This is a genomic window from Mesorhizobium escarrei (genome assembly GCF_935825525.1).
Lineage (GTDB): Bacteria > Pseudomonadota > Alphaproteobacteria > Rhizobiales > Rhizobiaceae > Mesorhizobium > Mesorhizobium escarrei.
In genome coordinates, this window is sequence record NZ_CAKXZT010000182.1 from 1 (window position 1) to 1799 (window position 1799).

General features: G+C 65.9%; 1 protein-coding gene. It reads left to right on the forward strand.

The genetic code is table 11. The annotated features are described in order from the left end of the window. Positions 1-89: 89 nt before the first annotated feature. The gene (locus NMG80_RS35395) at positions 90-1256 is read left to right on the forward strand and encodes an IS110 family RNA-guided transposase (RefSeq protein WP_254022434.1); all 1167 of its coding nucleotides are present in this window, start codon (positions 90-92) and stop codon (positions 1254-1256) included. Positions 1257-1799: the final 543 nt, after the last annotated feature.

Consider the following 1799-nt stretch of genomic DNA (forward strand, 5'->3'; position numbering starts at 1 on the left):
TTGAGCAGGAGGCTGAAGATGATATGGGGCGAGCGGCGAGGGTGTGGCATCCTTCGGCGCTCCAAAATCACCATCAGAAGGAGCGCCCCATGTCGCAATCTTTTGACGCGAGCCGGTCCCTTACCGCTCTTGAACAAGATAACACGATCATCACCGTCATCGAAATGAGCAAGGCGAAGTGGCTGATTGCCGCGCTTGTTCCAGGCCTCAAGCGCCAGCCCCTCAAGAAGATCGATGCCGACGCACCAGCGCTGTTGGAGCTGCTGCAGCGCTGGCGCGACGAAGCCAGCCAGGCCGGGCACACGATCCAGCGGATCGCCGTCGCCTATGAGGCGGCTGGCGACGGCTTCTGGCTTGCGCGCTTTTTGTGGGCGCATGGCATCGAGGCCTACGCCATCCATCCCGCCAGCGTTGCGGTGTCGCGCGAGCACCGGCGCGCCAAGACCGATCGCCTCGACACCGAGCTGTTGATGCGTGCCTTTCTTGGCTGGCTGCGCGGCGAGAAGCGCCACTGCACCATGGCGGCGATCCCGAGCATCGAAGAGGAGGACGCCCGGCGGCCAAACCGCGAGCGGGAGAGCCTGGTCGGCGAGCAGACGCGGCTCATCAACCGCATCAAGGCGGTCCTCGCCCGTTTCGGCATCCGCAGCTTCCGCCTGAGCCTGCGCAACGCGGCCGACAGGCTCATGGCGATCCGCACGGCGGAGGGAACGCCATTGCCGGACAACACCCGCGCCGAGCTTTCCCGTTTCCTTGAGCGGCTGCACCTCGTGCGTGCGCAGATCCGGGCCATCGAACAGGAACGGGAGCGCAAGCTCGCCGCCGCCCCGACTGCCGGACAAGGCCCGCATGCGATGGTGCGCCTCATCGCGCGGATCATCGGCATCGGTGTCGAGACCGCCGACATGCTGGTCCACGAGATCCTGTCACGCGGCTTGCGCGATCGCCGCGCCGTGGCGCGCTATGCCGGGCTGACGGGGTCGCCGGACGAGAGCGGCCAACGCCGGCGCGAGAAGGGGCTGGCACGCTCCGGCAATGCCCGCGTGCGGCGCGGCATGATCCAACTGGCGTGGCGGTTTCTGAGCTTCCAGAAGGACAGCGACCTCACCCGATGGTTCCAGGCGCGCACGGCCGACGGCCGCAAGACCACGCGCAAGACGATGATCGTGGCGCTGGCGCGCAAGCTCTTGATCGCGCTGTGGCGTCTCGTCACCACCGGCGAGGTGCCGCAGGGCGTCAATCTGCGTACGGCGTGATGAGGGCACATGGGAAGAAGAGATTAAGCCAATTGGCGGCCCGCAGCAGGGTCTGCCGATGACGATCCGAGGTGGCGGTGACCCGCGCTACAACATGGTGTTTGACAGGCCGTTCTGAAGAATGGGCCCGCCGCCCCGGAGCTTCGCCACCGATGCGCATGCTGCATCATGGTTCAGATCCAAGGGGATCTACCGCATACAAGTCTGCCGCGCGACCTTCGCGCCTGGCTCGGCGAGCTCGCCCTCGGAATCTGTCGTCGGCTTTTTGGCCCCCCGCAAGAAAGGGCCCACCCGACCCAGACAAAGCCTGCCGCCCGTGCTCGTGACCGTCAAGGACAAGTCGCTGCGCGATGGGGCCTTGCGGCCCCCCCTTGACCGTCACTGCGCGCGGCGGCCCGTTCGAAGCCAGGTCGGGACGAGGAGATGGTCGCCAACTGGCCGAACTAGGAGATGAGGGAAATGAAGCAAGATCAAGCTTGACAATCATCGCCCCATACAAGTTGTAGCCGACGGCGGCGAGCACGGCGTTGTTGGCATCGCCCT

Coding starts and splice junctions, on each gene's coding strand:
- NMG80_RS35395 (WP_254022434.1), top strand. CDS start 90: ATGTCGCAATCTTTTGACGCGAGCCGGTCCCTTACCGCTCTTGAACAA.